The sequence below is a fragment of the Ensifer sp. ENS11 genome (assembly GCF_014851895.1).
Classification (GTDB): domain Bacteria; phylum Pseudomonadota; class Alphaproteobacteria; order Rhizobiales; family Rhizobiaceae; genus Ensifer; species Ensifer canadensis.
The window spans coordinates 177069-203813 of sequence record NZ_JACVAN010000010.1 but is presented as its reverse complement, the minus strand read 5'-3'; the positions used below and the strand labels follow the sequence as shown (position 1 = coordinate 203813).

The 26745-nt window shown below is 61.8% G+C and carries 22 protein-coding genes; 2 read left to right on the top strand and 20 right to left on the bottom strand.

The genetic code is table 11. The annotated features are described in order from the left end of the window. Window positions 1-87: 87 nt before the first annotated feature. The 11 genes from alkB to IB264_RS20270 all read right to left on the bottom strand — a co-directional run bounded on the left by alkB (window position 88) and on the right by IB264_RS20270 (window position 12145). Window positions 88-735 (bottom strand): DNA oxidative demethylase AlkB, encoded by a 648-nt coding sequence (alkB, locus tag IB264_RS20320; protein WP_025429959.1) that lies wholly within the window; start codon window positions 733-735, stop codon window positions 88-90. Then, on the bottom strand, window positions 732-1382 hold the full coding sequence (locus IB264_RS20315; protein ID WP_025429958.1) for a hypothetical protein: 651 nt from the start codon (window positions 1380-1382) through the stop codon (window positions 732-734). Before IB264_RS20315 ends, alkB begins: the two co-directional genes overlap by 4 nt. A gap of 132 nt (window positions 1383-1514) precedes the next feature. Further along, window positions 1515-2615, bottom strand: a complete 1101-nt coding sequence (gene ada / locus IB264_RS20310) for a bifunctional DNA-binding transcriptional regulator/O6-methylguanine-DNA methyltransferase Ada (RefSeq protein WP_025429957.1) — start codon at window positions 2613-2615, stop codon at window positions 1515-1517. 162 nt (window positions 2616-2777) lie between these two features. Continuing rightward, on the bottom strand, window positions 2778-3227 hold the full coding sequence (locus tag IB264_RS20305) for an ester cyclase (RefSeq protein ID WP_025429956.1): 450 nt from the start codon (window positions 3225-3227) through the stop codon (window positions 2778-2780). A 139-nt stretch (window positions 3228-3366) separates the two neighbouring features. Further along, window positions 3367-4338, bottom strand: coding sequence for an ABC transporter ATP-binding protein (locus tag IB264_RS20300; RefSeq protein WP_057224454.1), 972 nt, complete (start codon window positions 4336-4338; stop codon window positions 3367-3369). After that, window positions 4331-5308 carry an ABC transporter ATP-binding protein gene (locus tag IB264_RS20295; RefSeq protein ID WP_025429954.1) on the bottom strand — a complete coding sequence of 326 codons (978 nt, stop codon included), beginning with the start codon at window positions 5306-5308 and terminating at the stop codon, window positions 4331-4333. Before IB264_RS20295 ends, IB264_RS20300 begins: the two co-directional genes overlap by 8 nt. After that, window positions 5305-6126, bottom strand: a complete 822-nt coding sequence (locus IB264_RS20290) for an ABC transporter permease (protein WP_025429953.1) — start codon at window positions 6124-6126, stop codon at window positions 5305-5307. Before IB264_RS20290 ends, IB264_RS20295 begins: the two co-directional genes overlap by 4 nt. Before the next feature lie 4 nt (window positions 6127-6130). Next, entirely contained in the window at window positions 6131-7066 is a 936-nt protein-coding gene (locus IB264_RS20285) for an ABC transporter permease (protein WP_084815080.1), read from the bottom strand. A gap of 203 nt (window positions 7067-7269) precedes the next feature. After that, window positions 7270-8868 carry an ABC transporter substrate-binding protein gene (locus IB264_RS20280; protein WP_025429951.1) on the bottom strand — a complete coding sequence of 533 codons (1599 nt, stop codon included), beginning with the start codon at window positions 8866-8868 and terminating at the stop codon, window positions 7270-7272. 121 nt (window positions 8869-8989) lie between these two features. Then, window positions 8990-10627: an amidohydrolase gene (locus IB264_RS20275; protein ID WP_192434015.1), complete on the bottom strand. Its 1638-nt coding sequence runs from the start codon at window positions 10625-10627 to the stop codon at window positions 8990-8992. A gap of 474 nt (window positions 10628-11101) precedes the next feature. Further along, entirely contained in the window at window positions 11102-12145 is a 1044-nt protein-coding gene (locus IB264_RS20270; protein WP_025429949.1) for a class I SAM-dependent methyltransferase, read from the bottom strand. A 314-nt stretch (window positions 12146-12459) separates the two neighbouring features. On the opposite strand from IB264_RS20270, the gene IB264_RS20265 reads away from it, so the two are divergent. Continuing rightward, a complete protein-coding gene (locus tag IB264_RS20265; protein WP_192434013.1) occupies window positions 12460-14457 on the top strand; it encodes a bifunctional diguanylate cyclase/phosphodiesterase in 1998 nt (665 codons plus the stop codon). A 150-nt stretch (window positions 14458-14607) separates the two neighbouring features. Here IB264_RS20265 and IB264_RS20260 read toward each other — a convergent pair whose 3' ends face one another. The 8 genes from IB264_RS20260 to IB264_RS20225 all read right to left on the bottom strand — a co-directional run bounded on the left by IB264_RS20260 (window position 14608) and on the right by IB264_RS20225 (window position 23454). Further along, a complete protein-coding gene (locus IB264_RS20260) occupies window positions 14608-15168 on the bottom strand; it encodes a methylated-DNA--[protein]-cysteine S-methyltransferase (protein WP_057224458.1) in 561 nt (186 codons plus the stop codon). A 150-nt stretch (window positions 15169-15318) separates the two neighbouring features. Next, on the bottom strand, window positions 15319-15945 hold the full coding sequence (locus IB264_RS20255; protein ID WP_057224460.1) for a dual specificity protein phosphatase: 627 nt from the start codon (window positions 15943-15945) through the stop codon (window positions 15319-15321). Window positions 15946-15963: 18 nt separating this feature from the next. Next, complete coding sequence (locus IB264_RS20250) at window positions 15964-16854, bottom strand: inositol monophosphatase family protein (protein ID WP_082571811.1); 891 nt, start codon at window positions 16852-16854, stop codon at window positions 15964-15966. A gap of 65 nt (window positions 16855-16919) precedes the next feature. Continuing rightward, window positions 16920-18050, bottom strand: coding sequence for an ABC transporter substrate-binding protein (locus IB264_RS20245; RefSeq protein ID WP_371412323.1), 1131 nt, complete (start codon window positions 18048-18050; stop codon window positions 16920-16922). A 51-nt stretch (window positions 18051-18101) separates the two neighbouring features. Then, window positions 18102-19235 carry an ABC transporter substrate-binding protein gene (locus IB264_RS20240; RefSeq protein ID WP_375154978.1) on the bottom strand — a complete coding sequence of 378 codons (1134 nt, stop codon included), beginning with the start codon at window positions 19233-19235 and terminating at the stop codon, window positions 18102-18104. A gap of 33 nt (window positions 19236-19268) precedes the next feature. After that, window positions 19269-20408, bottom strand: coding sequence for an ABC transporter substrate-binding protein (locus IB264_RS20235; RefSeq protein ID WP_057206092.1), 1140 nt, complete (start codon window positions 20406-20408; stop codon window positions 19269-19271). Window positions 20409-20467: 59 nt separating this feature from the next. Then, entirely contained in the window at window positions 20468-21601 is a 1134-nt protein-coding gene (locus tag IB264_RS20230) for an ABC transporter ATP-binding protein (RefSeq protein WP_057206090.1), read from the bottom strand. Continuing rightward, window positions 21601-23454 (bottom strand): iron ABC transporter permease, encoded by a 1854-nt coding sequence (locus tag IB264_RS20225; RefSeq protein ID WP_057224465.1) that lies wholly within the window; start codon window positions 23452-23454, stop codon window positions 21601-21603. Before IB264_RS20225 ends, IB264_RS20230 begins: the two co-directional genes overlap by 1 nt. Before the next feature lie 621 nt (window positions 23455-24075). On the opposite strand from IB264_RS20225, the gene IB264_RS20220 reads away from it, so the two are divergent. Continuing rightward, on the top strand, window positions 24076-25062 hold the full coding sequence (locus IB264_RS20220; RefSeq protein WP_057206086.1) for a LacI family DNA-binding transcriptional regulator: 987 nt from the start codon (window positions 24076-24078) through the stop codon (window positions 25060-25062). 27 nt (window positions 25063-25089) lie between these two features. Here IB264_RS20220 and IB264_RS20215 read toward each other — a convergent pair whose 3' ends face one another. Beyond that, window positions 25090-26733: a Na/Pi cotransporter family protein gene (locus IB264_RS20215; RefSeq protein ID WP_057206084.1), complete on the bottom strand. Its 1644-nt coding sequence runs from the start codon at window positions 26731-26733 to the stop codon at window positions 25090-25092. Window positions 26734-26745: the final 12 nt, after the last annotated feature.

The window sequence follows — 26745 nt, the reverse complement described above, 5'->3', positions numbered from 1 at the left end:
GCGTCGCCTTGGCCGAACTCCGCTCCTTGCTTTCAAATCGAAAAGACTTGTCTCCTGCAGCGCCGCCCGCATCACATCGATGGTCCCTTAACGTGCACGCCGGAAGGTCAGGTTGATGCGCATGCGGCCAAGGGTCTCGTGTTCGCCGTCCTTCAACTCTGTGACCCCGTGATAGAATAGGCGCGACCGCCCACCCCAGATGACGACATCGCCATGACGCAGCGCGTATTTGCGGATCGGGTCGGTGCGGTTTGGTCCGCCAAACTGGAATGTGGCGGGGAGCCCGAGCGAAACCGAAACGATGGGGTGCGAGAAATCGCGCTCGTCCTTGTCCTGATGAAGCGAAAGCCGTGCGCCCGGTTCGTACCGGTTGATCAGGCAGGCATCGGGTCTGAAATCCGGATAGCCTGCTTCGGTCGCCGCCGCGATGGCAAGGTCGAGGAAGGACGATGGCAGCGGCGGCCACGGCTTGCCGCTCTCCGGGTCTAGCCGGTCGTAGCGGTACCCGCTCCGGTCCGTGACCCATCCGGCCGCCCCGCAATTGGTCATCGCAACCGACATCGTGTAGCCGCCCGGTGTCACCATGTGCCGGAACGGTGCCTCAGCAATGACCGATCGCAGTCCCGGCAGGATTTGCCCCTCAAGCGACAGCGCAAAGCCGCGAAGCAGCGTCGCGCCTTCGGCCATGCTCTCGCGTGACGGTTCGACGGCAAGCTTGGCGAATAGGTCAGTCATGGCGTCTTTCCGGAGAGAAAATTGGTGATGTCGGGATGAAGGACAGGGCGGTAACCGGCCCGAAGAACCCTGACGGTCGAAGGCGGCGTCAGAATTCCCTCAGCGATGATGCCCATTTCCGGGCTCAGGTAACCCGCCTCGGTCCAGCGGAAACAGCGCCCGGATGCGAGCGTGAAGGCAAAGCCGGATGCCACCACCATCGTCCCGTCTGGTAGATCCCTGACTGGCGACGGCAACGGATGGATGCGCTTCTGTCCGCGTAGAACTCGTTCGCTATGGAGCACCGCATCGAGTTCGCCCGCCGAAGGCGACGCCATCAAGCCGCCAGTCCAGGCGACTCTGAAGACTAGAGCGGCCTCCCGTCTGCAGAAGAAGCACGGGCGGTGCCCCGCCGCCAGCGCCACGGCCTCGTCGAGGAAGAAAAGCTCGGTCCAGCTTCGGCCGGCCATGACGTCGCGCCGGCGATCCCCGTATTCGCAGGTGCAGATCAGCCACGCCTTGGACGTCCACCGCCGCCGCAATAGGGTTTTAGTCTCGGGGTCGTGGATGATGCCGCGGTTGCCGGTGAACAGGCCGCGCTGCGCGATAGCGATAATGTCGCCGAATGGCGTCACGCGATTCTGGAGGGGCTGGCGAACGCTATTCATACAGGCGGATCTCCCCGGGCCGCATTACGTCGGAAATGATACCATCGAACGGGCGGGCGATATGCAGCCCGACGCACCGCTTCGTCGCCGCGAAGATAACCATTTGGGCGCGACACCGCGCGGCGGCACCCATTAAGCGGCTCCACGGGCCGCCTCGCGGTCGAGCAAGGCGCGCTTGCGTTCGACGCCCCAGGCATAACCCGACAGCGCTCCATCATTCCGCACCACCCGATGGCACGGGATGACAACGGCGAGGCTATTCGCCGCGCATGCGCCAGCGACGGCACGAACCGCCTTCGGCTGCCCGATGCGACGGGCAATTTCCGCGTAGGACACCGTCCTGCCGACCGGAATTTCCTGCAGGGCCTGCCAGACCCGCTGCTGGAATGCTGTCCCGCGAACATCGAACGGTAGGTCGAGGCCGATGCCCGGGGCTTCGACGAAGCCGACCACCTGTGCGACAAGCGCCTCGTAGTCGGCATCGGCGCCAATCAGCTCCGCCTTCGGAAAACGGTCCTGAAGGTCGCGCACAAGCGCCTCCGGATCGTCTCCGAGCAGGATGGACGCGACACCTTTCCGGCTTGATGCGACGAGGATCGCGCCGAGCGACGTCTGGCCGACGGCAAATCGGATTTCCTCATCCGCGCCGCCTGCGCGGTAGCGTGCCGGCGTCATGCCGAGAATATCAGTCGAGTTCTCGTAGAAACGACCGCTCGAGTTGAAGCCCGCTTCATAGATCGCCTCCGTTACGCTGTTGCCCGCTTCCAGCCCACGACGAACCTTGGCAGCTCGATGAGCAGCCGCATAGTCCTTTGGCGTCAAGCCGATCGCTGCCTTGAACAGCCGATGGAAATAGCTCTGGCTCTTGCCGACGGCAGCGGCCAGATCGCCCAAGGCCAGCTCTTCATCGCTGTCTTCGATCAGCCGGCAAGCCCTAACGACGATGGCAGCGTTTGCCTCATCGCTGGATGGGCCGTCCGGGTTGCACCGCCGACACGGGCGAAAGCCCGTCGCCTTCGCGCCTTCAAGCGTGTCGTGCAGTTGGACATTCTTGGGATTGGCGATGCGTGAAGGGCATGAGGGGCGGCAATAGACGCCGGTGGTCGTGACCGAATACCAGAAATGCCCGTCGGAAGCCTTGTCGCGGCTGACGATGGCGACCCAGCGCGGGTCGCGCGCGACTGGGACCCTGGTCGCGGCAGCTGCGGTTGGGAATGTCGTCGCCATATTCATCGTCGGACGCTCCTCATGCCGGTCGCGCCTGGGAGGTATCCGGGTCGCGGCCTTCAAGCTCAAGATTGACCACCACTCGGGCGATCTGCTGCTCCAAGAAGCTTCGCCAAAAAGGCTGGGCCACGCCACCCGTTTCCTGTGCGTGGCGTGGCACCCGATCGATCAGGCCGCTTTCATCAATCCGAGTTGCGTCAGGGCCGCAACCCCGTCGTCGAGACCGATCTCCTCGACGATCTTGCCGTTGATGACCTTCAGAACCGTCGTCCCCGTGAAGCGCATCTTGCGGCCACTTCCTGCCGGCAGACTGCCGGCCAGGAAGTCGTCGAAGGCAGCGCCGGTATGGGTGCCGCCGCCTTCCCATTGGCCGACGACATAGTCGCCTTCGGCGATGAGGTCGGCCGTGCCCCAGAAGTTCAGATCCGGGAACGCGGCACGGAAATCGGTCATGAAGGCTTTGATATCATCATGGCCGCGGCGCGGTTCATGCAGGGAATATTTCAACAGCATGTCTGCAGACGCGATCTCGTTGACGATGGAAAGATCTACGTCGCGACCCCAAAACTCTGTGAACCATCTGCTGACCACCGCCTTGTTGTCTTCTTCCTTGCTCATTGGCTTTCTCCTCGAATTGACACGGGCTCGACCGTCGATAACGCCGGTTGCCTGCGCATAAAGGTAGCCTGAGCTACGGCGCCCAAAACTCCGGTTCTTACCCTCCAATCGAAACCAGTTCGCAATTCCGAGCGCCGGCTCAGCCCCGCGCGATCAGACGAACGCTGTGGTCGTCCCGAAGCGCAATCAATTGCGAAGACGGCGGCAGGCTGTAGACGTCATGCTTTCCGAATTCTCTGGGGTAGTAGTCATAGCCCGGCGGCGGTTCCGGTGTTTCACGAGGATCCACCGGGCTTTGGCCCGTCAGCTCGGTGACCGGATCGAGGATCGCCCCGATCAGGCGGCGGGTATAGGGATGCTGTGGTTCGCTGAAGACCCGGTCCCAGCTGCCGGTCTCGACGATCTGGCCGAAATACATCACCGCCACGCGGTCGCTCATATGTTCGACCACGCTCAGGTCATGGCTGATCATGATGTAGGACAGATCCAGCCGCTCCTTGAGTTCCAGCAGCAGGTTGATGATCTGGGCGCGGATCGAGACGTCGAGCGCCGACACCGGCTCGTCCAGCACCACGACCTTAGGGTTGAGGATCAAAGCGCGGGCAATGCCGATGCGCTGGCGCTGGCCGCCGGAAAATTCGTGCGGGAAACGCCCCGCCCGCTCCGGTTTCAATCCGACCAACTGCATCATCTCTTCGATGCGTCGCGCGATCTCCTTGCGGTCGGAAATCCCGTGCAATCTCAGCGGTGCCGCCAGCGACGTGTAGATCGTCTGACGGGGGTTGAGCGACGCGTACGGGTCCTGAAACACCATCTGCGCCATGCCGGCACGCTCGAGCCGGGAGGGCCGCGCCTTGCCGGTGATCGATCGCCCTTCGAAATAGATCTCGCCCGCGGTCGGCTCCTGAAGTCCGAGGATCGAAAGCGCAAGCGTCGACTTTCCGCAACCGGATTCGCCGACGATCGACAGGCATTCGCCCCGGTTCAGCGTCAGGCTCAGGTCGTTGACCGCGCGCAGAGTGCGCTTCGAGCGGCCGAAGACGCCGTTGCGCACCGGGAAATGCACGCTCAGGCCGTCGACTCTGACCAGTGGTTCGTTGTTATCACTCATGGTTGAAACACTTCACGAAGCCATCATGGCTGAGGCCGGTTGGCGGTGGAATTTCGGCGCTGCAGATGGACGTCGCCCTGTGGCAACGCGGCTGAAAGCGACAGCCCGGCGGAAAACTGGCGATGGAGGGAACCGTGCCTTCGATCTCCTGAAGGCGCTTGCGCCCTTCCAGCCGGCGCGAGCCCAGATGCGGCAGCGATCGCAACAGGCCGTCGGTATAAGGATGGGCCGGATGGAGGAACAGGTCGGCGACCGGCCTCTCCTCGACCAGGCGCCCGGCATACATGATGCCGACCCGGTTGCACATATTGGCAATCACGCCGAGATCGTGGCTGATCATCAGCACTGATGTGCCGCGTGCAGCGCAAAGCTCCTTCACGAGTTTGAGGATCTCCGCCTGCACCGTCACGTCGAGCGCCGTCGTCGGCTCGTCGGCGATCAGCAGATCCGGATTGCAGGCAAGCGCAATGGCGATCATCACCCGCTGCCGCATGCCGCCGGACATCTGGTGCGGATAGTTCTTCACCCGCTCCTCCGGCGCCGGGACCTGTACGTTGCCGAGTGCCTCGATCGCCAGTCTTTCGGCTTCCTTCCAGGTGGCACCCTTGTGCAGGACAAACATCTCGGCAATCTGCCGGCCGACCGGAGACAACGGGTTGAGCGCGGTCATCGGTTCCTGGAAGATCATGGCGATGCGCTCGCCCCGAAGCCGCCGCAACTCGCGTTTCGAAAGCTCCCTCAGGTCCCGACCGTTGAACTTCAGCGAACCGCCCGTGACGGCGAGCGGCGCACGCAACAGGCCGATGATCGAAAGCGCAGTGATGCTCTTGCCGCAGCCCGATTCGCCCACGAGGCCATAGGCCTCGCCGCGCCCGATCGAGAACGACACGTTGTCGACGACGTTGTGGCTGACCCGGCCCGATACGATATCGAGGCGCAGATCCCTGACGTTCAGCAAGTTCTCGGTCATAGCTGCCGCGCCCTCATATGCGGGTCCAGCCAATCGCGTAGACCGTCGCCGAAAAGATTGAGACCGAGAACCGTCACGAAGATCGCCAGCCCCGGAAAGATCGCCGCCCAGGGCGCAATGACGATGAGTTCGCGTGCATCCGTCAGCATGTTGCCCCAGCTCGGGAACGGCGGCTTGATGCCCAGTCCGAGATAGGAGAGTGCTGCCTCGGCAAGGATCGCATCGCCCATGCCCAGCGTTCCGATCACCAGGATCGGGCCGATCATGTTGGGCAGGATCTGCGTGATCATGATGCGGATGTCGCCGTAACCGAGCGTCTTTGCCGCCTGGACATAGCCCTGCTTCTTCAAGGACAGCGCCGAGCTTCGCGCGATGCGACAGGTCCATGACCAGTTGGTCAAGCCTAGCGCGATCAGCAGGCTGGAAAGGCCGGGCCCAAGGATCGCCATGATGGCGAGCGCGAAGATCAGGCTCGGGATCGCCAGCATCAGGTTGGTGAGCCCGGTGACAAGATCGTCCCACCAGCCGCCGAAATAGCCGGCCGAAATGCCGAGCGCCAGGCCAATCAGCGTGTTGATGACCTGCGAGCCGATACCGACGGCAAGCGAGATGCGGGCGCCGTAGAGGATGCGGCTGAGAACGTCACGCCCTTGCGCGTCGGTGCCGAACCAGAACTGTGCGTCCGGCGGCAGCTCCGCATTCATCAGGTCCGCGTCGAGCACTGGATCGGTCGGCGCCAGCCAGGGCGCAAGCAGCGCCGCTGAGATGATGACGAGACAGAGGACGCCACCGATGAGGAGATTGAGCCGTATTCTCATGGATCTATCCGTGGCTGATGCGCGGATCGATGACCGCGTAAAGAATATCGACGATGGTGTTGATGAGCAGGAACCACAGGACGATGACGAGGATCGCACCCTGAACCACCGGGATGTCGCGCAGGCTGACGCTGTCGATCAGCAGAGATCCCAGCCCCGGCCAGGAGAACAGTTTTTCGACCACCACCGCCTGACCCATCATCGAACCGAACTGCAGGCCGATGGTGGTGATGATCAGCACAAGCACGTTGCGAACGACATGCCAGGTGACGAGGCGAAAGCCGTTCATGCCTTTGGCTCGGGCGGTGCGGATGAAATCGGCGTTCATCACGTCAAGGACGGCGGCGCGCGTCGTGCGCGCCAGGAGTGCCATCGGCGCCACGCCGAGCGTCAAGGCCGGCAGGATCAGGTTCATCGGCCCGCCGTCGCCGTAGCCGAAGCTCGGCAACCAGCCGAGCGTCAGCGCGAACAGATACATGCCGAGCAGCCCGAGCCAGAACTGCGGCAGGGACAGGCCCGAGATCGCGCCGATCATCGTCAACGTGTCGATGATGCTGCCCGGCTTCAAGGCGGCGATGAAACCGAGCGGTACACCGACGAACATCGCGATCGCCATCGCCGCGAATGCGAGCTTCAAGGTCGGCCACATGCGCTCGCCGATCAGATGGGCCACCGGCTGGCGGCTGCGGAACGATGTTCCGAGATCGAACCTTGCGAGATCGGAGAGATAGGCGCCGAACCGCACATAGAGCGGTTGGTCGAGACCGAATTCACGTGTCATCTTCTCGACGATCTTTGGGTCGCCGCCGCCCTTGCCATTGGCTGTCAGGCTGGTGGCGATGCTGCCCGGCACCACGCTGAAGATCACGAAGATCAACAGCGATATCGCGATGACTGTCGGGATCACCTGCAAGATGCGGCGCACGACGAACTGAAGCATTCATTTCCTCCCTCGCGGCGCCCATCAACGGATGCGCGGGCGATAGTCCTCCGGCACATGCCACCGAGCGATAGGCCACTCGGGCCAGATCATTCCGGCGGGTTGCCGCATCGTAAGCGCTGACTTACGTTATCGACAGCATAGGTGCCAGATACCAGTGGAAAGGTCCCCGATACCGCGACGACGATATCGGGGCGCCTCCATCAACGTCCGGCTGGGACGGTTTCGTCCACCCAGAGCTTTTCATAGGACTGGATCGCCAGCTCGGCGGAGTTTGGCTGCAGCCCATGCAGCCAGGGCTGGTAGGCCATCACAGCCTTGTTGTAGTTGAAGAACCAGACCGGCGCTTCTTCCTGAACGAGGTTGTTGGCCTTGCGTAGCAGCTCGTTCTTTTCCTCGTCGGTCTTGGCGACCTTGGCGGCCTCGAACAGCTTGTCGAAGTCCGCGTTTGCGAACTTCTGGTAGTTGCACGCAGCCTGCGACGTCTTGGAATAGAAGCACTGCATCGCCGTCAGGGCGTCCGGGCCGCTCTCCGACGACCACATGAAGGACTGGAAATCGCCTGATGGCACGACTTCGGAAAGCACCGAAGCCTCGACCGGTTTTGCCTTCACCCGGATACCGACTTTTTCCAGCATCGGGATGATCGCCTCGACGATCGTCAGGCCCCAGCTTTCGTTCTGCGTCGCTGTCAGCTCGACGTCGAAGCCATCGGCATAACCGGCCTCAGCCAGCAGTGCCTTCGCCTTCTCCGGGTCGTAGGCGTAGGGTTGCGCGTCCTTGTCATAGGCCGGCGACGATGTCGGCAGCCAGCCGCTCGCGCGGTAGGCCTTGTCCTTCGCCAGCCGTTTGATGATCAGGTCGGCATTGATGGCATAGTTGAACGCCTGGCGAACACGCTTGTCCTTGAACGGTTCGAAATCGAGGTTGAAGCCGACATAGCGCGTATAGACTTCAGCGACTTCGAGAAGGCCCTTGGACAGTTCCGGATCGGCCTGATAGGCGACGTATTGCGACGGCCCGAGCACGGAGACGTCGACCTCCTTGTTGCGGAAGGCGACGTCACGCGCCGAGGCATCCCCCATGATCAGGATATTGATCTTGTCGGCGTAGGGCTTGTCTTTTTCGTAGTACTTTTCCCACTTTTCGACCGTCAGGCGCGAGCCGGGCACATATTCGGCAAACTTGTAGGGCCCGAGGCCGATCGGGTGGCTCTGGAAGCCTTCCTTGTCGGCTTCCCCAGCCGGGTAGATCGCCGTGTTGTTGCGCATGAACAGGAACGCCGGATCGACCGGGTCTGTCAGGGTCACTTCCAGCGTGAAATCGTCGACCTTCTTCAGGCCCGAAATCGCCTCTGCCTTGCCGGCCATGTAGTCGGCGCCGCCCTTGATGTTGGCGATGTAGCGCGAAGGTGGATAGGCCTTGGCCGGATCGGCCATGCGGGTGAAGCTCGAGATGATGTCGTCGGCCGTCATCTGCTTGCCGTTGTGGAAATAGGCGTCCTGCCGCAGCTTGTAGGTATAGACCAGCTTGTCGGCGGAGACGTCGACGTCGGTCGCAAGCGCCAGCACCGGAACGTTCTTGTCCGCGTCCCAATCATAAAGGGTGCGATGGATCGCCTTGGCGTAGAACTCGTCCTGCGTCTGCGGCGACGCCTGGATGTCGAGCGTCGAGAAGCTGTCCCCATAGGGCGCCACGAAGTTGACCGTTCCGCCGGCCCGCGGCGTGTCGGCCGCCTGCACCGAAGCCACCCCTGCCAGCAACGCTGCGGTCAATGTCGAAAGTAATGCTATTTTCTTCATCATTCCCATATCCTCCCCACTTGTTGTTCTGCGTATGGATGAACAAAACCGCGATCTCATCCGACCTCCCGGATCGGTTGAGATGCATTGAGCCGCTCTTGCGGCTCCCTCTCGCCCTTCGTCAGGCGTTCTGTCGCTCGAAGACCACCTCGCCGCCCCGGATTGCCAGGGTGCAGCGCGTGTCGTTGAGGATGTCTTCGGGGCTCGCCGTCAGCATGTTCCTGGAGAACACCGCGATATCGGCAAGCTGTCCCGGGATCAGTCGTCCCTTGACGGTTTCGAGCTTCTGCGAGAACGCGCCGTATTCGGTATAGACCTGCAAAGCCTCCTCGATGGAGACCCGCTCGCGAGCGTCCATCACCGTGCCCTTGGCGGTCTTGCGCGTCAGCATGCTGTAGATATTGGGGAACGGGTTGGGATGACAGACCGGCGCATCGCTGCCGGTCGCAGGCTTCAGCCCCAGGTCCTTCCAGGTCTTCAATGGATAGCTCGACAGCGCCCGCTCCTCGCCGAGCACCGAGACGTAAGCGTCGCCGAAATCGTAGATGAACACCTGTTGCGGACACGGATATATCCCAGCCTTCACCATGCGCTGGTGCTGCGCGTCGCTGGAGAAGCCACAATGCTCGATCCGGTGACGGCGATCCGCATCCGGGATCGCCTCAAGTGCCTTCTCGTAGGCGGTGATCAACTGACCGATCGCAGCATCGCCGATCGCATGGCAGGCCAGTTGATATCCCTTGGTATGCGCGTCGAGTACGAGCGCCTCAAGTTCCACATCCGAAAGGATCTGGACGCCGGTATTGTTGTCATCGCCGAGATAGGGGCTGCCCATCCAGGCGGTGCGGCCACCGGCCGAGCCATCGAGGAAGATCTTGACGGCACCGACTTTCAGCATGTCGTCGCCGACACCCGAAACGAGACCGGCCTCGTAACTCTGCGGCACGATCGAAACGTTGGGATCGCCGAGAAGAACGAGCCAGGTGCGCACTGGCAGCCTGTTGTTCAGCTTCGCCAGATTATAGGCCCTGATCTCGTCGAAGCCTGCGACCTGACCGACGGCCGCGTCCATGATGCTGGTAATGCCGTAGGATAGAAGCAGATTTCCGGCGCTTTCGATCGCATCGATCATGTCGTCGGTCGAGGCTTTCGGGATCGCCGCACGAACCAGCCCTTGCGCATTTTCCGCGACCAGGCCCGTCAGGACGCCTGCGACCTGTTCGATCAGGCCGCCTTCCGGCACGGTAGTCTTCTCGTCGACGCCGGCAAGGCGGAATGCTTCCGAATTGAAGATCGACACATGCCCGCAGGCGCGCACCACCATGACGGGATGGTGCGGCGCAACCGCATCGAGTTCCGCGCGAAGCGGATGGCGACCGGTGTCGAGCTTGGTCTGGTCATAACCCCGCGCCCGGATCCAGGTACCGGCCGGCGTGCTTTCGGCCTGATGTTTGATCGCGCCGAGCAGGCTTTCGAGAGTGGGGGCAGCCTGCGGCGTCGCGTCGACCCAATTCAACGTCAGGCCGACGGAGATCAGGTGCAGATGCGCATCGTTGAGACCGGGGGTCGCGAATTGCCCTTGAAGGTCGAGTAGCTGCGTGCCAGCGCCGCGATAGGTTTCCATTTCCTGCCTGGTGCCCGTCGCCAGGACCTTGCCCTGCCAGATTGCCAGGGCATCGACGACGCCCTCGGCCATACCGCACCAGATCACACCATTGTGCACGATCATGTCGGCGTGAAAACTCTGTCCCGCTGGCATCTAAGGCTCCTCCCCTCCGCCGTCACTGCAACGTAGAGTCAGGTTTGATGACAAACCGGCTCTCGGCACGACCCATGTCTCCCGCCCGCATCGGTTGCGTGCCGAAGCTGGATCGTTATCCATTCCGGTGCGGCGTTCCGATGGGCCACAAGTCGTGCAGTCGGGGATGCTAGAGAAAAGGAAAGCGGCCCGCCAATGCATAGAATTTCAGGCGCTATGAAATAATTGCATAACAGCCCTGGGTAGATCCGTTGAACGTCCTCAAGCCTGAAGGACCTTCGCCCCTCGGCCGCACCGGCGAAACACTTCGCTGTGGAGACCTTGAGAACGGTTCGTTGCGCGCGAACGTCGATGCTGAGACGGGAAAGTGTCCAGCGTGTCGTTTTGCATGCCAAGGCGGCATCACGCCTTTGCCGAACGACAGCGGCGCGCGTCAAAGATGACGCGCGCCGCTGTAATGTGCTTCAGTCGTGGTTACGAGCGCTTTTGCAGCGTCGCATAGACTACGTTGCGGTTCTCCCCGAACGTCACGTGCGACTCGAAGTTGGTGCCGTCGACGCTTTCGTTGACGATGCGCCACATGTCCGATTGCGAGCGCAACAGCAGCGCCCAGTTCATGAACGTCTCCATATAGCCGTCGACGCCGATGTCGGTCGCGAAATTGGCGAAGAGGAAGACGCCGTTGGGTTTCAGCATCTGCAGGCATCGGCGGGTGAGCTTCACTGCCACGTTGTGAGGCAGGTAGTCATAAAGCCCCGCCGCATAGACGAAGTCGAACTTGCCGAGCTTGTGAGCCCGGGTGAGAATGCCACGGACGGAACCGTCGATCGCTTCAACGCTGGTTCCTCGAAAATCCCTGGTGATCGATCCGACACTGAGCGGGTCCTGGTCGAGCGCGACCCAGCGCTTTATCCGCCCTTCCTGCAGCGCAACCGACCGGTTTGCCTCGCGCAGATGCCCGGCGGCAATCGTCAGGATCTCTGCCTCCCCGTCGCGTGTCGCCGCGATCTCATCGACATGTTGGGTCAGCAGGTCCCGCCGTTCGCGCACAGCAACCGACGACGAAGCGTCCTTGGTATAGTCGTAAAGCGCCTTGCCCACCGGCGACGCCTTGGCGATCTCGCCGGCAACGCTTGGATGGCCGTAGATGAAGTCGAGCAGTTGGGCGTCGCCGGAATAACCCCGCGGCTTTTCGCTGGACCAGCGGGTAAAAGGGTCCTGCAGGAAAAACTCCGACACCGGATGCTTTTGTGCGATCGGGATCAGTTCCTGCCATACGCTCGGATGAAACTTCGCGCGCGTCTCGTGAAGTGCGGCCGCCAAGCGATGTATTATCTTCCGGGGGTCCAGTTCCTGGGCAAATTGCTGCTGTGCAATTTGGAGAATCAGGGCGAGTTCGGCTTTTCCTGTTGCAAACTGCTCATCATAAAACTCACTTCTTGACGAAGTGAACTCGGTTGCGATTGATTGGGGAGTAATAAGACTTTCGCCATCGAATACGATTTGAAGCTGGCTCACGCAAAACCCATCCGTTAATGCTTTGTTAACAATGTGGGCAAGAATGCGCGAACTGCGTCTCGAATTGCAAGTTTTTGTAGAGTATATGGTAAATACTGGCGGACAGTACCCATTTGGATACACCCCTGCACCGGCCGTCAGTCTCGGCTAATTTATCAAAATTTAATGGGCGTCTTCTACTATGTCGTTGAGGCCGCTTGTGCTTGTTGTGGTATCCAGTGAATGGCAAGCGTGGAGCGTCTGAAGCAACGTCCAGAGATGGAAAGACGAGACCAGATTTCCGTTGAGCGCGACGCAATTCCCCGGACCGGTGCATGAAGCAAACCTTGGCCGACGTCGTTGAGATAGATCTGCACAAGCAGCCACTCAGGCCGCTGCCGGCGGAGCTGCGCTTGCTCTATCGCCAGGAAGGTGAAACGACCCGCAGGGAAGCGACGAGAAAAGGGCTCTGGATCGCCGTCGCGGTCTATCTGCTGTTTTCGATTACCGACCTGCTGCTGATCTCGGATGTCGCCCGCTACACGATTGCCTCGCGCTTTGTCGTCGGCGCAGTTGCGCTTGCCGTTCTGGAAATCCAGGTCCACTTCAACGTCAAGACGGACTGGCTGGACAGGACCTGTTCGGGCGCGCTTGTTTTCGGTTATCTCGGCTGGCTCATTCCGGCAATGATGACCGCATACACGCAGGACATGTCCTACTACATGATCTTCGGTGCGATCTTCATGATGGGCGCCAACCTGTTCTTCATCTTCCAGTTCCGCCTTTCGGTGATCTCATCGAGCATCATCCTTGGCGCATTTTTCCTCGATCTCCTCTATTTCTCGCCGCAGAACCCGTCCTACCAGCTGGCGTTCGGCACGTTCTACGTATCCTGTTTCGTGTTCACCTCCTACGTAAACTGGAAGCTCAACCGCGAACGCTACAAGGTCTTCCTCAATGCGTTCGAGGCGAGGGTCCAGCAGCGGGAGGCGACCGAGCGCGGCAAGGCGCTGCTCAGGCTCTCCAACACCGATTCCCTAACCGGTCTCGACAATCGTCGGGCGGTAGACCAGAAGCTGCGGGAATACTGGAGCGACTGGCAGAAGTTCGGCGACCGTTTCGCCGCGATCCTGATCGACGTCGACTTCTTCAAGAAATACAACGACTGCTATGGCCACCAGGAAGGTGACCGCTGCCTCATTCTCGTGGCCAACACGTTGAGGGAATCGATCGAGCAGTTCGACGCGTCCATCGGCCGATACGGCGGCGAGGAGTTCATCATTCTTGCGCGCATGGACACGCGCGAAGAGGCCGCCGATCTGGCCGACGCCATCTGCCGCACAGTGCAAGACCTTGCGCTGGTGCACGGGCAACGACGGGATGGCACATCCATCGTCACGGTCAGCGTCGGTGCCGCGTTCACCAGGCATCAGACGGGCTCGAAGCTCGAACGGATCATCCACGAGGCGGACCGGGCGCTTTACGCAGCAAAGGCAAGCGGACGCAACTGCGCCAAGCTGTTTGATCCGGACGACCCGCAAACCAGCGACGAGAGCGAGAACATCGCGGCGCTGTTGAAGATAGCGACCGACCAGGATCTCGTCTCCCTCGTCTATCAGCCGATCAAGAATGTTGCGACAGGCCGCGTCGAGGCCGTCGAAGCGCTGATGCGGCTGAGAATGCTCGATGGGACCGCAGTTCCGCCCAGCCTTTTCATTCCCGTTGCCGAGCGTACCGGCGCCATCATCGACCTCGGACGCTGGGCGATCCGCACGGTCTGCCGCGAGCTTCTCGCCAACGATCATGTGCCTGTCGTCAGCGTCAATGTCTCGCCGATCCAGCTGAAGACGCCGGGCTTCGCCACATCGGTTGCCGCCATCCTTGGTGAAACGGGAGTGGCCGGCGGCCGGCTCGCTTTCGAAATTACCGAGGGCCTCGAGATGGAGATGCACTCGGACGTGCTGCGCTGCATCAGCGACCTCGAAACGCTGGGCATCCGGATCTGGCTCGATGATTTCGGCACCGGCTTTGCCGGCCTTTCCTGGCTCCGGCTGATCGATTTCGATACGGTCAAGATCGACCGCTCGTTCCTTCATGACTGCGGCACGCCAAGGGGCAAGGCGATGCTGAAGGATATCATCGGCCTGGTCCGGAACCGTGGCCACAAGATCCTGGTGGAAGGTGTCGAAACCGAGGAGCAAATGGCGCTGGTGCGAGAGTTCCGCATCGACCATGTTCAGGGTTTCCATGTCGGCCGCCCGGCTTCCGCCGCGAGCTATCGCACGGCGGCGGATACCGGATCGCGCCCGGCGAGCCTCGTCAGACCGGGATAAAGCATGTCGCCCGAAAGTGCGCAGCGGTTTCGGGACAACGACACGCAAAAGAACAAGAACGTAAAGTGCAGAAAGCGAACCCTAAGGATCGCGACGCGCTCGGCTGACCAAAAACCGTTTGCCTCCTCGTCGAAGCCGCAGGCACCACGCTCAAAACAGCGATTGCTGAGCAGGCTCCGGCGGACCGAGGCGCACGCCTTCGAGCTCCAGCATGCGGATCTTCGATGTCGAGCCGCCCGGAGCCGAGAAACCGCCAACCTTGCCGCCGGCGGCCAGCACCCGGTGGCAGGGAATGATCAGTGCCACCGGGTTCTTTGCCATCGCCTGGCCGACATCGCGCGCGGCTTCAGGGCCGACGCCGAGTTCCTTTGCCAGGGCACCATAGGTGGTGGTCTGTCCCCAGCCGAGCCTGCGCGCGGCAGCATAAATCTGCTTGAAGAATGGGTCCTGCCCTTCGAGGTCGAGCTGGATATCGGAGAAATCGACCTGTTCACCGTTGAAATAGCGTCGAACCGCGGCAACCGCTTCGGCAACTTCCGGCGTCGGCGTGCCCGGTTCGCCGGCAGCAGGCCGGCGCAGAAGCAAGCGCTCGGTATCCTCAGCCTTCTTGGTCGGCAGTTGGAAACGGGTGATGCCGACGCCGTTCCAGGCGATGCCGCAGAAGCCGGCAGCGGTTTCGAAGATAAGATAGTTGTGAACTGTCTGCGCCATCTCACCGTCCTCGCATTTTCATACTCGATGAAAATCGTGCGGAAGGCGTTCGAATTCAACCCGTTTCCTGCGCGCAGCCGTGGTCGCCAACAGATTGCGCGCCATGCCGGCGCCGGATAATCCTCCCGCAGATGGCCAAGGGCAGCAGCGCTATTTGGCTTCTATCATCTTCGCCCAGCTTGCAGCGCGCTCAGCGGACTCGATCAGCACCGCTTTCGGCGCTTTATACCATTCGTTCTCCGGCAGACCGCGCCGGTTGCGCACGAAGGCGATCGCCGCATCCAGCGTCGGAAACTCGGTCGGCAAGGTCAGGTGCAAAAACAGCGACACGACAATGACCGAACGCGAGCGTCCGCCGCGGCAGTTGATGAGAATGTTGCCCATCTCCCGGCGCGGATAGGACGGCTTTTCCGGCAGCACCTGCTCCAGTGCCGCACGCAGGATATAGTGAGCGGCCAGCATCTGCGTGTCGGGATTACCGCCACCATCGATCAATCCGATCTTGTAATAACGGATCTCGCCCGGGCCATAGACGCTGCCCTCGTGATCGGACACCAGCTGCGCCTGCCGGACGAAATTGAAATCGAGATTGACGGCGCAGTTGACGACGGTGGTGATGCCGTTCTGTCGGAGCAGATTGAGATCGCTCGTGCCCTCCTTGCCGGCGATGTAGATATCGACGCCATAAAGCGGGTGCTGTTGGTAGACGAGGCTGAGCTTGGCAAGTTCGGCAGACGGTTGCGCCTTCGTCTCGGGTTCCTGACTGATGTTCAACATGCTGTCTCCGCTGTCTTTTCAGATTGCCGCTGAGGCAATGCGATTGGCCGATATCGCCCGCGCGACGCGCTGCAACGTCGGATAGTTTCCGCCGGCGCCGGTGGCGATGTAGCCGGGGCACATGAAATCGGGCGCATCTGCAGGCACCTTGCCCAGGGTCAGCGGCTCGTATCGACCGCCGGCATTCTTGAGGATCAGCGTCGCAGCCGCCACATCCCAGGAATTGACGCCGAAGCCGGTCGCCGCATCCGCCCAGCCCGCCGCCACATGGGCGATGCTGAGAGCGGCACTTCCCGGCCGCCGAAGGGTCGAAAACGTCTCGACGAATTCCCCGAGATTGGCGAGTGCCATTTCCCGGCCGTCGAGGCGAAAGTCACGGGAGACGGGATAGCCGGTGATCAGCGTTGCCCGGTTCTCTTCCTCGACCGCTTGCGAGGAGATACTTGCTCCATTGAGATAGGCTTGTTCGAGATCGGCAGAAAACATCAGGTCAGCGACCGGGTCATAAACGACGCCGGCCACGACGTCACCCCTTTCGACGGCGGCGATAGACACGCACCAGAAGGCCAGTCCGCGCGCGAAATTCGAGGTCCCGTCGATCGGATCGACATACCACTGGATGTCGCCATCGCCCACCTGTCCGCCCTCTTCGCCGAGCATGGACGAATTGGGCTCGTGCGCAAAAATGAAATCGCGAATGGTGACTTCGGCGCGCTTGTCATGGATGGTCACGACATCATGCAGGTCGCGCTTGTAGTCGACGACCATGTCCGACCGGAACGCGCTCAGCAGCGGTTCGCGCACGGCATTGGCCGCTCCACGGGCAATCTCGACGAGGCGCTTCGACCGCTCCAGTCGTTGTTCGGGGTCAGCCGCCGGTGAGGTCGCTGCGGGAAGGCGCTTTTCCATGTCGTGCGTATCCATTCTTATCGAGAAAGTGCCGGCGCGCCACCCGGTGGCGCACCGGCTTTTGTTCACTTGGTGTAGTTCACACGCCAGAAATCCTGCCACTCCTCGCGTCGGTCAAAGTCCTCAAGACCGGTCGAGGAATTGTAGCCGAACAGGCGGTCGGCGACCGTCATCAGGCCGGACGGCTCGTCGGCCGGCATCTTGATGTCGATGTTGGTCGGCAGCTTGCCGTCCTTCATCTGCGGCGCGATGCCTTCTTCCGTCAGGATGTAGTGGATGAACAGCTTTGCCGCGTTCGGGCTCTGCGTCTTCGTCGCAATCAGGCCAAGCTTGACGTAGCTCCAGCCGACCCAGGGATTGAGATCCTTGCAGATGCCGAGCTTGTACCCCTTGCCCTCGTTGTCGCGGAATTTTGCCGACGAGAGCAGGCCGAAGAAGGGCTCCTTCTGGCCGGCAGCACCAACGGCTTCGGCCACTGGATCATCGCCATCGGTGACGAGCGGCGCGTTCTGCGCCAGTGCCTTGATCCAGGCGGCCGACGCGCTCTTCTCCTCGGTCGCAAGGTCCTTGCCGAAATGGCTCTTGTAGGCACCGGCAACCTTGTCGTCGGCGTGTTTCTCCATCTGGTTGAACCAGTCGGTATAGGTGCCCTTGGTCAGCGGATCGACGAGAGCAACCTTGCCTTTCCACTTCGGTTCCGTCAGCTCCCAGATATTGGCGACCGGGCATTTGTCGTAGGCTTCGGTGTTATAGGCCCAGACGTTGGCGTTGGTCGAAATCGCCAGCGGATTCTGGAACTCCGCCGGGATTTTCGCGATCATGTCGGCCGGCAGGTAGCTTTCGACGAACTCCTGCGGCAACAACTGCGCGAGTGCTGCCGGCGCGTCAGTGATCAAGGCGACATCGCCCTGAACGTTGCCCGCCTGGCTCTCGCGGATGATCATTTCCAACTGGCTGTTCGCCGACACTTTGACGCCCGTCGCCTTGATACCGTATTTGGCCGTAAAGCCTTCGGCCATCTCGACGATCTTGCCGGTGCTGTCATAGACGTTGATCGGCTTTTCCGTCTTGGCCGCGGCAATCAGCGCGTCGAGATCGAGGCCGTCGGCGGCATGGGCTTGCGCCGAAAGCAGGCCGGCCGCAACTGCGACCGCTGCCATCGTCATGTCACGCACTCTCTTTTTTTCCGTTTTCATCGCTTCCCCTCCCAAGGAAACAGCACTCGGTGATCGGCACCGCCCGTCGCGTCATTTTCGGTGGTTTATTCTCCAAAGGTCCTGCCAGGCCTCGCGCTTGTCGAGGTCGTCGCCGGCGGTCGCGGCATCGAAGGCCATCAATTGATCGAGATACTTCGCGACGCCCGAGGGTTCATCGGCCGGCAGGCCGATCGTCGAATTGCCGGAGATCTTTCCGTCTTCGGTCTGGGGTGCAATGCCCTCTGCCGTCATCAGGTAACGGACAAACAGCTTGGCGGCATTCGGGCTCTTGGTCTGGCCCGCGATCAGGCCGAAGCCCGGATAGAGAAATCCGGAAAACGGCTCGACGCCGGCGCAGATACCGAGTTTAAGGCCCTTCGTGAGGTTGTCGCGATACTTGGCCGTCGAGGTGATGACGAAGAACGGCTCGGCTTGTCCCGGGGCGCCGGCGGCGTTGGCGACCGTTGTCGAATCCGCCAGAAGCGGCCCGTTTTCTGCAAAGGCCTTGACCCAGGCAGCTGCGGCACTTTGGCCGTTCGTCTCCAGCTTCTTGCCGTAAAGGCTTTCATAGGCCCGCGCGACATCGGCGTCGCGATGCGTCTCGATCTGATTGAACCAGTCGGCATATAGCGGCTTGTCGAAGAGATCGAGCATCGCCAGCTTGCCGCGCCACTGCGGCTCGGTCAGCTGCCAGATGTTGGTCACGGGGCACTTGTCGTATTTCTCGGTGTTGTAGGTAAAGACGTGAGGGTCCGAGACAACAACAAGAGGATTGCGCTGCGCTTGCGGAATATCCTTGGCGAGATCCGGAGGCGTCCAGCTGGTGGCGATACCTTCCGGCAACAGCTGTCCGATTGCCGATGCCACGTCAGTCGCGACGCTCACGTCGCCGAGGATATTGCCGGCCTGGTGCTCGCGGATCATCAGCTCCACCTGCGTGGCTTCGTTGACCTTCTTGCCCGTCGCCTGCACGCCGTATTTTTCCGAGAACTCCTTGGCCGTATCGACGATCTTACCGGTGACGGCATAGACGGTGATCGGCGGCTCCTTCTTTGCCGCCTCGATCAGGGCGCCGAGGTTGAAGGCTTCTTCAGCCTTCGCCGGCCCACAGGTCAGTGTCATGGCAGCAAGGCTACCTGCGACCGCCCAGGCTAATGGGCGGTCGCGCAACGCGCTGCGTTTCATTTCCATCATGTCGTCACTCTCCCGGCTGAGCCATCACTTCTGGTAGTTCACCCGCCAGAAATCCTGCCAGGTTTCGCGCGCATCCCAGTCGTCGAGGCTCGTGTCCATCTGGTAGGGCAGAACCTGGTCGAGAACCTTGCCGATGCCCGAGGGTTCGTCAGCCGGAAGTGCCACATCGGTATTGGTCGACATCTTACCATCGACCGCCTGCGGCGCGATGCCTTCCTCCGTCATGACGTAGTGGATGAAGAGCTTGGCGGCGTTCGGGCTGTTGGTGCCCTTGGTGATCAGGCCGACGCCCGGATACATCCACCCGAGCCATGGCTTCAGATCCGTGCAGAGCCCGAGCTTCATGCCCTTCTCCGCATTGTCGCGGAACTTTGCCGAACTCATCAGGCCCATGAACGGCTGCGACTGGCCCGGCGCTCCGACGGCATCGGCTGCCGCGGCGTCGGCATCGGTCAGCAGCGGCGCGTTGGCGGCAAGCGCCTTCACCCAGGCCGCCGTCGCGCTGCCATCGTCGAGTTCCAGGTCCTTGCCGTAGAGCTCCTTGTAGGCGGCGGCGACCTTGTCGTCGCCGTGCTTTGCCATCTGGTTGAACCAGTCGACATAGGACGCCTTGCCGAGCGGGTCCTGCATGGCGACCTTGCCCTTCCACTCCGCGCCGGTCAGCTGCCAGATGTTGGTCACCGGGCACTTGTCGTAGAGTTCGGTGTTGTAGGCCCAGACGTTGGCGCTGGTGACCACCGTCAGGGGATTCTGGTACTGCTCCGGAATCTTCGACGCCATGTCCGGCGGCAGCCAGCTCTCGGCAAAACCCTGCGGGATCAGCTGAGCCATCGCGGCCGGCGCATCGCTGATGATCGAAACGTCGCCCTGGATATTGTTGGCGCGTGCCTCGCGGATGATCATCTCGAGCTGCGCCGACGCCTTGACCTTCGATCCTTCGGCGGCGACGCCGTATTTGGCCGAGAACGCCTTGGCCATCTCGACGATCTTGCCGGTGCTGTCATAGACGGTGATCGGCGCTTCCTTCTTGGCGGCCTCGACCAGTGCGTTCAGGTCGAAGGCGTCCTCAGCCATCGCCTGCCCCGCCAAGAGGCCGGCAAAGGCCGTCGTCCATAGCAGGCAACGGCTTTTGGTGTCTGCCGTTCCATTCTTCCGAAAATGCATCGACTGCTCCTCCTCAGTAAGCGGTGTTCGTCTTTCGGTTGATACGATCAGTAATTTCGTCAGTTCAGCTTCGTGCTGCGCAGCAGCTTGTCGGCCTCGGCAATGCGTTGGCCGTCCTTGTCGAAGACGTGCAGCGCCTCCGGCGGCGCGAAGAAGCGGACCTTTTCTCCAAGCTCCAGCCGCGGCAGCGCATGCGTCGTCAGGAACAGCGTGTGGCTGTCGCTCTTCAGCTCCAGGATCCAGCTGCCGCCCGTCGGCAGAATGCCGGTGACGACCATCTTGCCGCTGAAGCTTCCCTGCGGAACGTCTTCCTTCCTCGTGGCGTAGCTGAGCGCTTCGGGACGGATGCCGATGGAACCGATGCCGCGCAGGCCGGGATAGCGGGCAGAGAGGTAGGCTTCCGCCTCCTTGGCAACATCCGACGTGTCTTTCTTTTCGAAGGACAGGATGTTGATCGGCGGGCTGCCGACGAACTCGGCGACGAAGCGGTTGGCCGGGCGGTCATAGATGTCGTTCGGCGTGCCCATCTGCTGCAGCGTGCCTTCGTTCATGACGGCGATCGTCGTTGCCAGCGTCATCGCTTCCCACTGGTCGTGGGTGACGAAGACGATCGTCGTCTTGAATTCCTTGTGCAGGCGCTTGAGTTCGGCGCGCATTTCAAGCCGCAGCCGCGCATCGAGGTTCGACAGCGGCTCATCGAGCAGCAGCACGCCCGGATTGACGGCAAGCATGCGGGCAAGTGCCACGCGCTGCTGCTGGCCACCCGAAAGCTGCGACGGATAGCGGTCGCGGTACTTGGCGATGTCGAGCGCCTGCATGACCTTTTCGACACGGGCCTCACGCTCGGCCTTCGGCAGCTTGCGCAGCCGCAGACCAAAGTCGGTGTTGCGCTCTATGGTCAGATGCGGCCAGAGCGCGTAGCTCTGAAACACCAGGCCCATTTCGCGCTTTTCCGGTGGCACGAAGACGCCGTCGAAGATCGAATCGACCACCCGGTCGCCGATGCGGATCTCGCCGCCCGACAGGTTTTCCAGCCCCGCGATCATCCGCAACGTCGTCGTCTTGCCGCAACCCGATGGGCCGAGCAGGCACATGAACTCGCCGTCGCGGATTTCCAGATCGAGGTTGGAGACGGCATTGGCGGAATTGACGCCATAATTCTTCTGGGCGCCGCGCAGATTGATAGTGGGCATCAGCTTCCGAGTCCTTCTGCAAGATTGGTCTTGGTCAGCTTCTGGGCTGCCAGAGTTCCGAGATAGGCGATGGCGGCGATGATCAGCACGACCGCGTTTGCCGCCTGGGTGTAGTGGTAGTCGACGAGCCGCAGCGAATAGGTCGTGAGAACGTCGGTGCTGGGCACGGCGAGGATGACGAACAGGCTGAGGCCCTTGATGCCGGAGATGAACGGCAGCAGCACACCGGTGACGAGCGAGCCCTTCTGGATCGGGATGACGATCGACATCATGCGGCGGAACCAGCCGGCGCCGGCGATCTGGGCCGCCTCTTCCGGATCCTTGCCGAGCTGGGTCATGGCCGAGATCCCGGCGCGCGAGGCGTAGGGCATCTGGTCGGCCATCAGCGCCAGCACCAGGATGGTGACGGTGCCGTAGAGTGCCGGCATCGGACCCCGGGGAACCGCAAAGAGCGAGAGATAGGCGGCGGCAAAGGCAATGCCCGGCACCAGATAGGGCAGGAACGTCACCTGGCGCAGATAGACAGACAGGGCTCTGACCGGCGTGCGGATGACGACATAACCGACGAGCAGGCCGAGAATGCCCGAGGCGATCGAGGCGAGGCCGACGATCATCAGCGTGTTCTTGGCGGCCGCCCAGAGATCGGGGCTCAGGAGCACGCCGGTCTGCAGCGCTACGGTATGAAGGTCTCGGCCGATCCAGTAGTCGAGCGTGAAGTTGTCGAGGGTGAACTGTGCCGGCAGCTTCATGACCGTCGACAGGAACAGGGTCAGGAGAGGCAGACCGACGCTCAGCATGAAGATCGTCGCGGCGAAACCCGTTGCCGGAAGCCTGAGCTTGCCGAGGCGGCTTTGCCGGTTCATCGAGCCCTTGGAGCCGATGGTGACGAAGCGGCGCGCTTCACGCACCAGCCGCGCGTCGATCATCAGGGTGATGATGCCAATCAGCATGATGGAGGCGGCGACGACACCGGCGACACCCGTCTGGCGCGAGGCGATGCTGCGGAAGAGCGAGGTGGAGAGCACCTCGAACTTGACGGGCAGGCCGAGCACATAGGGCACGCCGAATTCGCCGAGGCACTTTGCGAAGATCAAGATCATCGACGACATCAGCGCCGGGCGCATCAGCGGCAGGATGATCTGCATTGCCACCTGGTAGCGCTTGGCGCCGAGGATGCGGGCGGAATCCTCCAGCTGGGAATCGAAGCGCCTAAGCGCCGAGCCGAACAGCAGAATGACGAAAGGCGTATAGTGCAGGGCGAGAATGATGGTGATCGGAAAACGGCCATAGGCGACCCAGTCCGGCGGCGTCCAGCCGAGAGCCTCGAACCAGCCGGGCTGGCCGCCGACAGTGCGGTTCTTGAACAGCGTGGTCCAGGCGAGCGCGAACGTCCATGCAGGCAGCATGTAAGGCACGATCAGGGCGGTCGCGAACCAGCGCCTTCCGAACATGTCGGTGCGGCTGATCAGCCAGGCGAGAACGGTCCCGATCAATAGCGACAACAGGATCGCACCGACAGCAACCGACAGCGTATTGAACAGCGGCCGCCAGAAGAGATCGACGGAGACAGGCGAGGTGAACGTCCGGTCGAGATAATAGAGCGTCAGGTCGCCAAAATCCTTGCCGAGCCGTCGCTCGTGCCCGAATTGCACCTGCACGGCATCAAGCACGATGGAGATGATCGGCACGACGATCAGATAGGTAAAGAGCAGTGCCGTCAGAACCCCGATCAATGTCGTCGGCTCACGGGAGGCGACCTTCAACCGGTATCGCCAGACCTGCCAGGCCGAAGGCACAGCGGCCTCACCGCCCGCGGCCCGAGGCGCCTTCGCTGAATCACTTAGAAAAGCCATGCTCTTTCCCCTTGAGACCTCGCCTCGCAACACGATCCGGCTATGCGCCGGCGCCTTGCGGACGAGCAAACATGCGAACGGGGAGATCAGGGAAAGCCGCGCAGGCAGCCGCCCCTGCTCCATGTCGAGCAAGGCAACCCGCCGCGAGAACGCGATATCTCGTCATCGATCCAATCCTCCCTGTTCGCGACCGACCCCGATCAACGATCCTGTCCGGATCGGGCCCGACGGCACCGGCCACTCCTCAGAAGCCGGCGCCATCATCACGAACATAGACGGAACAAAAATTCCATTTCGTCACCGCCTATGGAATGCATGATCCATTGAGAGGTCGCGCTTGTCAACAAAAAAATGCACACGTGCGCAACGATTTATCGCTTTGATTTTATTGCATATTTTTCTCAGATGGATCCGCTTTTTTCGAACACGTGGTCATTGCCTCGCGACTGGCCAGCGAAGACGCTCCAGCCGCATAGGGAATGGCGAACTAAAACAGCCGGATTTCCGGCGGGCGCGCAGCACTCAGGCGACATCACCTGCAGAGCCAAAGGATACTTTTTCGTTGGAATGAACCGGCATTTGTGGCCCAGATAGCCGCGAGCTGATTCTTTGGGGGAAACCATGGCACGAGGGTTCGTCACGGCCGAGGAGGTCGCAAAACGCGCGGGTGTTTCACGCTCGGCCGTCTCGCGCACGTTCACGCCGGGTGCCAGCGTCTCGCAGCCTGTCCGGCGCAAGGTACTGAAGGCGGCGCGCGAACTCGGCTATCGAGTAAATCGGCTGGCCCAGGGGCTGAACAACGACCGCTCGAACCTGATCGGCGTCGTGGGCACCAACCTCAGTGCGCCCTTCATTTCCAAGCAGCTCGATCTCTTGAGCATCGGCCTGCTCCGGCGCGGGCTCCAGTGCCTGCTGTTGAACGCCGCCGATGCGCGCAAGGATATCGCGCCGCTGATCGAGCTGCTGTTTGAATTCCGCGCCCAGGCGATCGTCGTGCTTTCGGGCGAGCCGCCGTCCTCGATCGTCGATGAGTGTATCGCCAATGGCGTCCGGCTGATCCTGGTCAATCAACGGCTCGATCGCACCGATACCAACATGGTGCTGAGTGACGATTCGCACGGGGCGGACCTAGCCGCACTCCGGTTGATCGCGGCCAAATGCAAGAAGGTTGCGGTCGTCTCCAGTGCCAGCCAGACGCCGGCACAGGTTCGGCGAGCGACTGCGTTTACGCAGCGGATGCAGACCGCCGGGATCGAGGTGGTCGCCTGGTCGGACGGGCCGACGAGCTACGAAAGCGGCTATCAGGCCGGTTGTGACCTCTTGCGCGACAAGCGGATTGACGGAGCATTTTGCGTCACTGATCTGCTGGCGCTGGGTTTCCTCGATGCCGCTCGCATCGAAATGCATCGCCGTGTGCCGCAGGATGTGTCTGTCGTTGGCTTCGACGATATTCCCCAGGCGAGCTGGAAGAGCTATGAGCTGACCACCATCGAGCAGTCTCTATCGACATTGACCGCGAACGTCCTGACGGCGCTCGAAACCGATGAGCCCGCGACCCGGCTGCAGGTGGTGCCCGTGTCGATGATCGAGCGCAAGACGGTGCGTTAGTCCCTCCTCCAGGCGCGCCTCTCGAAATCAGCCGGCCTGTCGGATGCGGCTTTCGATCAACAGGCCGCTGTCGTCGAGGATCGGATGCGCGACCGATGCGATATGGGCGTTGATGCGTTTGAGGTCGCGCAGCATATCGAGGTGCAGCGAACTGGTTTCGATGCTTTCCGCCCGCCCCTCGCGCAGGCGCTGCAGGTGCCGCTCGGCCGATTGGCGCTCAAGGCGACGGACGTCTTCCTTGACCTCCACCAGCCGCCGCGCCAAAGCCGCATCGCGGGTGGCAAACACCGTCTGCGCCATGCGCAGGTTGTCGAGCGTGATCGCAAACAGCCGTGTCAGCTCCTCGTGGCCATCCCTCGAAAAGGTCAGGCCCAACGCAATCTTCTTTGCGAGTTCGGCCAGCAGGCCCTTCTCGATGATATCGCCGATATGTTCGAGATTGATAGCGTAGTCGACGACATCCATTGCTCGCCGGCGGTTGTCTTCGCCGATATCCGCCTGACCAAGGCGCGAGACATAGACCTTGATCTGATGCTGCAGCCGATCGACCCGGCCTTCGAGCGTGCTGATGCCCGCGAGCTTCGCAGGATCCGCATGCTGCAGCGCATCGCTTGCCTGCGCCAGCATGCTTTCGATCAGATCTCCGACGCTTAGGACTTCGCGGCTGGCGCCGGCAAGGGCTGCCACCGGCATCGAAAGCTTGTCCTCGTCGAGATAGCTCGGCGCGTCCGGCGTCTGCTTCGGCTCCGGCAACAGCCGCGCGGTCATCCGGGCGAGCGGTCGCGACAGCGGCCATGCAAGCACCGCCAGCGCCAGATTGAAGACGAGATGCGCATCCACAGGCAGCTTGTCATGCGACAGCGGCAGGATATCGAGCAACTGTGCCGAATAGCCGGCAAGCGGCAGCGCCACCAAGCAGCCGATGGCGCGCACGATGAGATTACCGATCGTCACGCGTCTCGCGCTGATCGGCGCATGCAGCGTCGCCAGGACCGGCGGCACGGCGCCGCCGAGATTGGCACCGAGGACCAGGACGATGATCAGCCCGGTCGAAATGCCGCCCGTTGCCGCGAGCGACAGGATGAGGACGACGATGGCGAGGCTCGAGGATGCCAGGATCGCCAGCATGGCCGAGAAAATGAGTGCGACCGGCCAGGCATTGTCGAGCATCGCCAAAAAGGCCGAGAGCGCCGCAGATGCGCGCACCGGTTCCGTCGCAAGACCGATCAGATGCAGCGACAACAGCATGAGCCCGACGCCGACAAGGGCGGCGCCACCGCCTTTTCGCCCATTCGACGTTCCCCGTGAAAGGATGACGCCGACGAGGATCAGCAGCGGTGAGAGCCAGCCGATGCCAATCGACACGATCCACGCCGTCATCGCCGTTCCGACATTGGCGCCCAGAAGCACGATCTGCGCCATGCGCGGCGCAACGAGATTGCGTTCGGCGAAGGATGCGATCATCAGTGCCGTCGCAGTCGAGCTTTGCAGTGCGATCGTCGCAACCAGTCCGGCGAGGAAGGATCGCAAACCGTCGCGCGTGCCGGCGGCCAAGCCGGCCTTCAGCCGGGCGCCGAAGGCGCGCTGCACGCCATCCTTGACCTGCGAAAGCCCGAACAGCAGCAGCGCCACGGCGCCAACGAGATTGATGCTGACGATGGCCGATTCCATGGGTGCACTCCG

What these genes read in the sequence shown, in the direction of transcription:
- alkB (WP_025429959.1), bottom strand. Translation starts at nt 735, where the DNA reads ATGACTGACCTATTCGCCAAGCTTGCCGTCGAACCGTCACGCGAGAGC.
- IB264_RS20315 (WP_025429958.1), bottom strand. Translation starts at nt 1,382, where the DNA reads ATGAATAGCGTTCGCCAGCCCCTCCAGAATCGCGTGACGCCATTCGGC.
- ada (WP_025429957.1), bottom strand. Translation starts at nt 2,615, where the DNA reads ATGAATATGGCGACGACATTCCCAACCGCAGCTGCCGCGACCAGGGTC.
- IB264_RS20305 (WP_025429956.1), bottom strand. Translation starts at nt 3,227, where the DNA reads ATGAGCAAGGAAGAAGACAACAAGGCGGTGGTCAGCAGATGGTTCACA.
- IB264_RS20300 (WP_057224454.1), bottom strand. Translation starts at nt 4,338, where the DNA reads ATGAGTGATAACAACGAACCACTGGTCAGAGTCGACGGCCTGAGCGTG.
- IB264_RS20295 (WP_025429954.1), bottom strand. Translation starts at nt 5,308, where the DNA reads ATGACCGAGAACTTGCTGAACGTCAGGGATCTGCGCCTCGATATCGTA.
- IB264_RS20290 (WP_025429953.1), bottom strand. Translation starts at nt 6,126, where the DNA reads ATGAGAATACGGCTCAATCTCCTCATCGGTGGCGTCCTCTGTCTCGTC.
- IB264_RS20285 (WP_084815080.1), bottom strand. Translation starts at nt 7,066, where the DNA reads ATGCTTCAGTTCGTCGTGCGCCGCATCTTGCAGGTGATCCCGACAGTC.
- IB264_RS20280 (WP_025429951.1), bottom strand. Translation starts at nt 8,868, where the DNA reads ATGAAGAAAATAGCATTACTTTCGACATTGACCGCAGCGTTGCTGGCA.
- IB264_RS20275 (WP_192434015.1), bottom strand. Translation starts at nt 10,627, where the DNA reads ATGCCAGCGGGACAGAGTTTTCACGCCGACATGATCGTGCACAATGGT.
- IB264_RS20265 (WP_192434013.1), top strand. Translation starts at nt 12,460, where the DNA reads ATGAAGCAAACCTTGGCCGACGTCGTTGAGATAGATCTGCACAAGCAG.
- IB264_RS20260 (WP_057224458.1), bottom strand. Translation starts at nt 15,168, where the DNA reads ATGGCGCAGACAGTTCACAACTATCTTATCTTCGAAACCGCTGCCGGC.
- IB264_RS20255 (WP_057224460.1), bottom strand. Translation starts at nt 15,945, where the DNA reads ATGTTGAACATCAGTCAGGAACCCGAGACGAAGGCGCAACCGTCTGCC.
- IB264_RS20250 (WP_082571811.1), bottom strand. Translation starts at nt 16,854, where the DNA reads ATGGAAAAGCGCCTTCCCGCAGCGACCTCACCGGCGGCTGACCCCGAA.
- IB264_RS20245 (WP_371412323.1), bottom strand. Translation starts at nt 18,050, where the DNA reads ATGAAAACGGAAAAAAAGAGAGTGCGTGACATGACGATGGCAGCGGTC.
- IB264_RS20240 (WP_375154978.1), bottom strand. Translation starts at nt 19,235, where the DNA reads ATGAAACGCAGCGCGTTGCGCGACCGCCCATTAGCCTGGGCGGTCGCA.
- IB264_RS20235 (WP_057206092.1), bottom strand. Translation starts at nt 20,408, where the DNA reads ATGCATTTTCGGAAGAATGGAACGGCAGACACCAAAAGCCGTTGCCTG.
- IB264_RS20230 (WP_057206090.1), bottom strand. Translation starts at nt 21,601, where the DNA reads ATGCCCACTATCAATCTGCGCGGCGCCCAGAAGAATTATGGCGTCAAT.
- IB264_RS20225 (WP_057224465.1), bottom strand. Translation starts at nt 23,454, where the DNA reads ATGGCTTTTCTAAGTGATTCAGCGAAGGCGCCTCGGGCCGCGGGCGGT.
- IB264_RS20220 (WP_057206086.1), top strand. Translation starts at nt 24,076, where the DNA reads ATGGCACGAGGGTTCGTCACGGCCGAGGAGGTCGCAAAACGCGCGGGT.
- IB264_RS20215 (WP_057206084.1), bottom strand. Translation starts at nt 26,733, where the DNA reads ATGGAATCGGCCATCGTCAGCATCAATCTCGTTGGCGCCGTGGCGCTG.